Genomic DNA, 8,200 nt, shown 5'->3' on the forward strand with positions numbered 1-8,200 from the left:
CCGCAGCAGGTCCCTTCTCCTTCAAGGAGAAGGACAGGATGAGGATGGGTCGCGCAAAGCTCGGGCGTCAGTCGTCCGGCGTCCTGGAAGAATCCTGCCGGCGTGGCTCAACCCATCCTCACCCCCGCCCCTCTCCTTGAAGGAGAGGGGAGCCATCTGCGCGTCGCGCCTCTCGGATCCCATCCTCACCCCCGCCCCTCTCCTTGAAGGAGAGGGGAGCTATCTGCGCTTCGCGCCTCTCGGATCCCATCCTCGCCCCCGCCCCTCTGTTCCATCCCAGAAAGCCTTCGACTTTCGAGGGGCGCCCGCTTGATCGAGAGGGGAGTGATCTGCGCTTCGCGCACGCAGGATCGATCACGGCGCTCCGTTCGTCCGCGTCTCCCTTTGACGACAACACCATGCCATCACCATTCCCGTATGGCGATGCGCATATGGCCCGGACGATGTCACCGCGCGATTCTCCAATACTGGCGCTATGGAACGACGCGCGCGCAACAAAGTGTCGATTGACTTCGCGATCACGCCTATGTCATCTTGACCAAATAAAAGAAGTCAACGAAACAAAACCTGCAATCGTCGGAGGAGACCGTGCCGATGAAATCCCGGAACGTCGCGTTGCCGTCGCATGTGGTTCCCTCGGGTCTCGTGCGCCGCATCATCACCGATGCAGTCCGTCATGCATTCGGTCCCGATCCCTCCTCCGCTGGCACCGCGCCTCCTCGCCGGCGCCGCATCGAATTCGAATCGCTCGAAGCGCGTCTGCTGCTGTCCGCGGACTTGCTGCCGACGGTGGTGCCACCTGCGGATGCGGCAGAGCAGCAACACGTCGTGAGCGTTTCTGCGGAGAGTCCGTCCGCGGATCCGCTTCTGGCGGCCGCAGCGCAGAGTGTGACCGGTAGCGGCTCCGTCACCGCCCCCGCAGGCCGGGTGACCATCGAAGTTCTTCCGCCTCCGTCGCCTTCTGGCAACGACGCCCCCCAAGCCAGCCCAGCCGGTATCACGGGGTTGAACTACATCGCCGCCAGTGGCAGCACGCTCGACGCGGTGCTTTCCCTGTCGCGCATCGACGGTGTGGACACGGCGCTGCTGCGTGATGCCGCCACCGGCACCCTTCTCGCCTCCCACACGCTCGACTCGTCGCTCGAAGTCAGCATCGTGGGTGGCAGCGGGGCCGACAGGCTCCGGCTTGAATGGACCGATGCCGCGATGGCCTCCCGCCTGTCCGTGCGATTCGCGGGTGGCGAAGGGTCGGACACGCTCGCGGGCACGGCGCTGGACAGCGAATGGACGGTGGACGGGCTCGACCGCGGGCACGTGGGCGGCGTCGCGTTCGAAGGCGTCGAGAACCTGCTGGGCGCTGCAGGCAACCGCGATGAATTCACGGTGCTGGCGGGAGGATCCCTCAGCGGTGGCCTCGATGGGAACACGGGCGGCTTCGACACCCTGGTGCTCGGCCCCGGCGCATTCTCCTCGGTGATCTATCTGGCGACGGGCCCGGATTCCGGGACGATCGAGCGTGACGGCGACCTGCTGAGGTACGCCGGCCTGGAGCCGATCTTCGACAACACGTCGACCACGAACCGGATCATCCGCACCAGCAATCTCACGGACAACGCGCGGCTCACGGACCTCGGCGCGCAGTTCTCGCTCACGAGCCTGGATCCCGTTCCGACGTTCGAGAGCATCACCTTCGCCAAGCCGAGCGCGTCCCTCACGATCAATCTGGGCAACGACCTCGGAATACCGCTCACGGCCGACCGGCTGGAGATCCAGGCGCTCTCGTTCAACGGCGCACTGACGATCAACGGCGAAGGCGGCAACGACGCCGTGACGATCACCGGCAGCGTGAACCTCTCCGGCAATCCGTTCGCCGTCAATACGGAGCAGATCACCGTCGACCCGGGCGTCGTCGTGATGGCCGGGAACATCACCTTCAATGCCGCCGCCGCGGTGGGCAGCATCGGCACCCCGGACACATTCCCTCTGGCCAACGCCGCGGCGCTCATCGCGGTGAACGGTGCCACGCTTACGGGGGGAACCATCAGCCTCACCGCAACCGCGTCGCTCGTCTCCAGCGTCACCAATCCGTTGCCCAATGTTCCCGGCGCGGGCCTGGGCGCCACCCTGTCCGCCGAAGTTGCGCTCACCGGCAACGCGGCGATCAACGCGAGCGGGAGCTTTACCGCAAACGCGACCTCCACCGTCAACGCCACGGTGCAGGCCAATGCCGTCGCACCGGGCGGGCCGACCGAGGTGGCGTCCGCGCTGCCGGCCATCAGCACCACGGCGCGCAGCCGCATGTCGAACAGCGCGACCGTCAGCGCGGGCGGCGCCTTCGCGCTGACTGCGGCCACGAATACCGTGGTGACCTCCACCGCCGACGGTATCGCCGCCACGACGACGGTTGGCAGCACCGTCGCGCTGACCAACATCACCGCCGTCACCGAGGCTTTCATCGAGGACGCCGCCAGCGTGACGGCAGCGGATTCCGTGGACATCACCGCCACGGCCACCGGCACGATCGCCACCACGGCCAATTCCACCCCGGCCGGCGCGACGGCTAATCCGCCGACGCTCGCGACGCTGGACATCGCGACCGCCGCCGGCCCCCAGACCGCGGCGGCGGCCCTCGCCGCCACCATTCTCGACAGCCGGACCCGCGCGTCGATCGATACCAGCGGAGTCATCACTTCCGACAGCACCGTCGATCTGCTGGCGTCCTCGGCTTTCGACGTCGACACGTTCGCCGACGGCACGCCCACCGACAACGCCACGAACAACGGCTTCGCCGTGGCAGCCAACATCACACGCATCGTCGACGAGGCCTTCGTCCAGGGCACGCCCACGATCACGGCGACGGCCCTCAATGTGCACACGGGCGGAGGCAGCACGCTCAATGTGCTGTCCCGTTCCGGTGCTGCCGGCCAGGACGGCCCCAACCCCGGCGTCAACGCGGCCTCCCTCGCCCTCAACAGCAACATCGGCGGCGGGACGATCCAGGGCAACCTGAGCCACGCCTACATCGGTGCCAACGCGAACATCACGTTCGTGGGCAACACCGATGTCGACGTGGCTGCCGTCAACACCACGGTGACGGACGCCTCGGCGGAACCCGAAGGTGCGGCCGTCATCGCGCAGGACACGGGCACGGGACGTTCCGTCGCCACGAACATCTCGGCCTACACGACGCTCGCGTCCGTGGACCCCGGCGCCGTCCTGACAGGCGCGGGGGACATGAGCGTCACGGCGACCGGTACCCAGACCTCGCTCATCTCCGCCCTAGCGGGCGCGCTGGCCGGGGTCAACGCGAGCGCCCAGACCGTGGCGGCGTCCGTCACCGCGAACTCGAGCCTCGTCACCATCGGAAGTGGCGCCTCGCTCGCCCTGAGCGGCACCTTCACCGCGCGTGCCAATCACCGCGCCACCAACGTCGTGCGGGCGCGCGGCGACGCGGCAGCCGCGCAGGACGACACGCCGACCGAGTCCTTCGCGCTGCCCATGGCGGTGAATCTCGCCAACGATGTGGCGACCACCTCCGTGGCCGGCACCATCACCGCCGCCGGTGCCGTGCAGATCACGGCCGACGCGGACGTCGAGAACGAGACCGAGGGTGTCGCCGGTGTGCACGGCGCCGATGCGGCCACGACCACGGCCGGCAGTCTCGTCGGCGACGAGATCGCCTTCCTGTCCAACCGCGCGAACCTGGCCTTCGGCGGGAATCCCGTTCCGCCGGGGACGGAGGCCGATGTCGATATCGACGATCTTGCCGGACTGCTCGACAACCAGACCCAGGGACGCGCAGCCGCCATCGGCGTCAATCTCGGCAATTCGCTCTCGACGGCACAGATCGCGGCCGGCGGGAATGTCACGTCGTCCGGCGGATCGATCACCGTGCTGGGCACGAGTGACGTCGACTCCAGCGCCCTGGGCAGCGCGTCGGCCGTCCTGAACCTCGTGGGCCTGGCGGCCGGCGTGGCCATCGACGCGCAGAACAGCGTCGAGTCCGCCTCGATCGCCGGTGCCGCGAGCGCCCGCGGCATCGAAGTCCGCACCGGTCCGTCCGGTGACGGGGTTCACACGCTGAGCGCGCAGGCCACGTCGGGCACCGGCATCCAGGCGGTGGGAGTCGCAGGCGCCGTGGCGGCGACGTATGCCCAGGGCGGAAGCAACGCCTTCATCGCCGACGGCGCTTCGCTCACGCTCGCCAACGATACCGACCTCACGGTCCGCTCCGACGCCAACCTCGACAACACGACCGATGCCGTCCCGCTGCTCGACGCCGGGACCGCGCTGGGCGTGGGCGCGTCGTTCGAGCTCAATGGCGGCAGCTTCCGCACCCTGGCGGAGATCCGGGACGCCACGATCACGGGGGCCGACGACATCTCGGTGCTGGCCGACGGCCAGTACGACACCGTCGCCGACGCGAGGGCCGGAGCGGCCGCCGACAACAGCGCGGGTGCGGCCGTGGCGGTCCTGATCAGCGACAACTCCACCACGGCGAACGTCACCAACAGCACGACGACCACGACGATCACCGGCGGGTTCACCGTCACGGCCGATCACCGCGCCACGGCCACGCATCACGCGAATGCCGACGCAACCGCCCCGGAGATCGGCGCGGGCGCGGCCATCGCGCTGGGCGTGATGCAGGGGGGCGCGCAGGCCACTGCCGGCAACCGGCTCGACGCCGCAGGACCGGTGATCATCGCGGCCACCACGCAGACCACCATGGACGCCGATGCCATCGCCAGCAGCCAAGGCGTGGAGTCGGACGAGATCGAGGTGGTCGTGCGGATGGACATCATCCTCGAACAGGCTTACCAGCTGCTGCGTTCCGCACTCACGGCCGATCCGGTGACCGGCGTGAACGGTGGCACCGACACCTTGACCCTCACGGACCACGGCCTCGCGACCGGCGACTCCGTCATCTATTCCAACGGCAGCGACGACGAGAACATCGGCGGTCTCGCCGACGGCTCGATCTACTACGTCCGCGTGGTGGACGAGAACACGGTGCGGCTCTACACCTCCCAGGAGAACGCCGAGGGCGGCGTGAATGCCATCGATCTGGCGCCGGCCTCGGATTCCGACGTGCCGCACACGTTCCAGCCGCGCCTGCCCAAGGTCATCCGGGAGATCATCTCGGACAACCGGCTCCGCACCACCGACGGCACGCTGGGCGCCGCTGCGGCCGCCGCGCTCAACCTGGACTTCAACACCGCGCTGGCCGGCATCACGACCGGCGCGCAGATCGTGGCAGACGGCGACGTGTCCGTCACCTCGACGATGGACAGCGATGCCGACGCCTTCGCCACGGGCGAGGCGGTCGATTCGACGACCGCCATCGGTCTGTCCCTGGCCGCCAACGCGATGGGCCAGAACAACCAGGCCTTCATCGGCGGCGACGTCACGGCGCCCTCCATATCCGTGGAAGCCCTGCTGGGTGGCGACGGCGTGGCGGACTTCACAGCCAACGCGATCTCCGGTGGCGGCGGCGGTTCGGACCTCGGCGTGGCCGGCGCGTTCGCCGTCAACTACAGCGCGCCGCTGCTGCCGATCGGTCCGCTGGCCATTCCCATCCCGGCGCTCCCCGCCCTTCCGGCATTGCCTGCCCTGCCCGCCCCTCTGCCGCCGCTCGCGATCCCCCCGATCACGCTGCCGACGCTGCCGCCGATTCCCGCCCCCTCGGGCGGCCAACACGGCGCGATCATCCAGAGCGGCGCCGATCTCGTGCTGCTGGGCGGCGGCGACCTGCTCGTGCGGGCGGACTTCGAGGGACGATACGAGGCCACCACGCAGGCCACCCCCCAGGCCACGGCCGACGTGGGCATCGGCCCGTCCGCGTCCGCCAACGCCATCACGCTGCAGGTACTGGCCGAGATCCAGGACGCCACGATCACCGGCACGGCCACGGGCGACGGTACGCGCAGCGACATCGACGTGCTGGCCACCGGCGACTACACGCTCACGGCGGATGCCACCGCCGGCGCGACCAACGCGGTCAATGTCCCGGCTGCCGCAGCCGCGAACTACGCCGACATGAACACCGTGGCGCGCACGGCGAACACAACCGGCCTGTCGGCGATCAGCGGCAATCTCCGGGTGCAGGCCGCGCACACGGCAGCGACGACCCACACCGCCGATACGGACAGCGGCGTCGGCGGCACCGCGAGCCTCGGCGGTGCGGCCGCCCTGGGCTATGTCGTCGGAGGCGCCCAGGCCGCGAGCGGCATGCGCATCGAAGTGCCCACGGGCACGGTGTCGATCCTCGCGACCAATAATTCACCCCTCACGGCACTCGCGACCTCCGGCCAGAGCGGCGCGGAGAACGACCCGGCGGGCGACATCGTCACGGAGAAGCTGGAAGCGCAGCTCGAAGGGCTGCTCGCGCTGGCCGGCTTGGGCGAGATACCGGAAGACGTCATCCGCGTCCTGCAGCGCGCGAGCGCAGAGACGGCTGACGGGCCGATCGGCGCTTCCGCCGCCCTGGCCGTCAACCTGGACTACGGGTACGTCTCGGCTGAACTGTCGGACGGCGGCGAACTCACGACCGCCAGCACGCCTATCGTCTCGGCCACCGGCAACATGGACGTGAGCGCCACGGCGGATGCGCAGACCGTGGACTCGGCCACCGGGGTCGGCGTGGCCGTCGCCATCAACCTGGACGCGCAGCGCGTGGAGAACGCCATCGGCGGCACCGTCACCGCGCCGTCCATCACGCTGCACACGGGCGTGGGCGGCGACGGCATTCACCGCTTCGATGCGGTGGCACGTTCCGGCGCGGGCGCCGGCGACGTGGGCGTGGCGGGTGCCTTCGCTCTCAACCTGTCGGGCGACCCCCGCGACATCCTGGACGGTACCGAGACAGGCGGCGGCCAGCACGTCGCCCGCATCCTCGACGGGGCCGTGCTCACGCTCGACGAAGGCAACGACGTTTCCGTCAGCACGACCTACCAAGGCCTCTACAACGCCAACGCCTCGTCCGTGCCCTTCGGGGCGACCATCGGCGTCGGCCCTTCCCTGGCGGTCAATGCCATCAAGCACAGCGCCATCGCGGAGATCGGCGATGCGCTGATCGCCAATGCCGACGACGTGCGCATCACCGCCACCGGCAACTACACGTCCAACACCACGGCCCGGGCAGGCACGGAGAGCGCCGGCAGCTTCCCCGCCGCCGTCGCGCTCACCGGAACCTGGAACGACACCGTGGCGCGCATCCGCCCCGGCACCGACCAGAGCACCATCGCGGGCGACCTCGTCGTCCACGCCACTCACTCCGCCGTCGCCAACACGCTCGCCGATGCCGAGGCCGGCGGCGACGACGTGGGGGTCGGCGCGGCGGTCGCGGCCGGCGGCCCCTTGGGCGGCGCCATCGCCGACGGCGGCGCCAACATGATCGTGGGCGACAACGTGGACGTGAACGCGGACACGGACTCGCTGGCCAACAACGACGCCAGCGCCGCCCAGAGCGGCGGCGTCTTCGGCGGACTCACCTCGACCAGGAGACCGATCGCCAGCTGCGGCGTCTCGCCGCAATCGCCGGCGTGGACGACATCCTGTTCCCCTTCGTGGACCCGCGTCCGATCCAGGAAGTCTCGTTCGATGCGGGCACCGGCGTGGACGGGGCGGCCGACACGATCACGCTGACCGACTTCCACGAACTGGATACCGGCGACGCCGTGGTCTACCACAACAACCAGGACGACACGGACGTGGGCGACCTGGTGGACGGCGCGACCTACTTCGTCAGCGTGAGCGGTCTCGATGGCCAGACCCTGCGCCTGCACGCCACACGCGCCGCGGCACTGGCGGGAACCGGCGCCATCGATCTCGCGCCCATCGCGGTGCCGGAAGACCGGCACACGCTCGTGGCGGAACGCACCTTCGATCCGGCCGCCGCCGTGGACAGCGACGCGGACACGATCAACGTGGGTCCCCTCGCCGGGATGGTCGACGGCGACATGGTCAAGTACTTCAACGGCGGCGGCGACAGCGTGGGCAGCCTGGCCGACGGCCGGCTCTACTACGTGAACGTCGACGACTCCGACCCCGCGAACATCCGCATCCGCCTGTTCGAGTCGCGCCGCGAGGCGCTCGAGGACACCGGCGCCATCGACATCGATGCCGCCGCCGCATCCGGCGTGGCGCACCGCATCGTGCGTGTGGGCACGGCCCATCATTCGCGCGGGGCGGGGTTCGA

Annotated in this window: 1 protein-coding gene; it reads left to right on the forward strand. The window is 69.6% G+C overall.

Features of this window, described 5'->3' with window-relative positions; all coding sequences use genetic code 11:
- Positions 1-594 precede the first annotated feature (594 nt).
- Positions 595-7,647 (forward strand): LEPR-XLL domain-containing protein, encoded by a 7,053-nt coding sequence (locus IPK20_13570; GenBank protein ID MBK8017634.1) that lies wholly within the window; start codon positions 595-597, stop codon positions 7,645-7,647.
- Positions 7,648-8,200 lie beyond the last annotated feature (553 nt).

This window comes from Betaproteobacteria bacterium (assembly GCA_016713305.1).
In the GTDB taxonomy this organism is placed as follows: Bacteria; Pseudomonadota; Gammaproteobacteria; order Burkholderiales.

Coding starts and splice junctions, on each gene's coding strand:
- IPK20_13570 (MBK8017634.1), top strand. CDS start 595: ATGAAATCCCGGAACGTCGCGTTGCCGTCGCATGTGGTTCCCTCGGGT.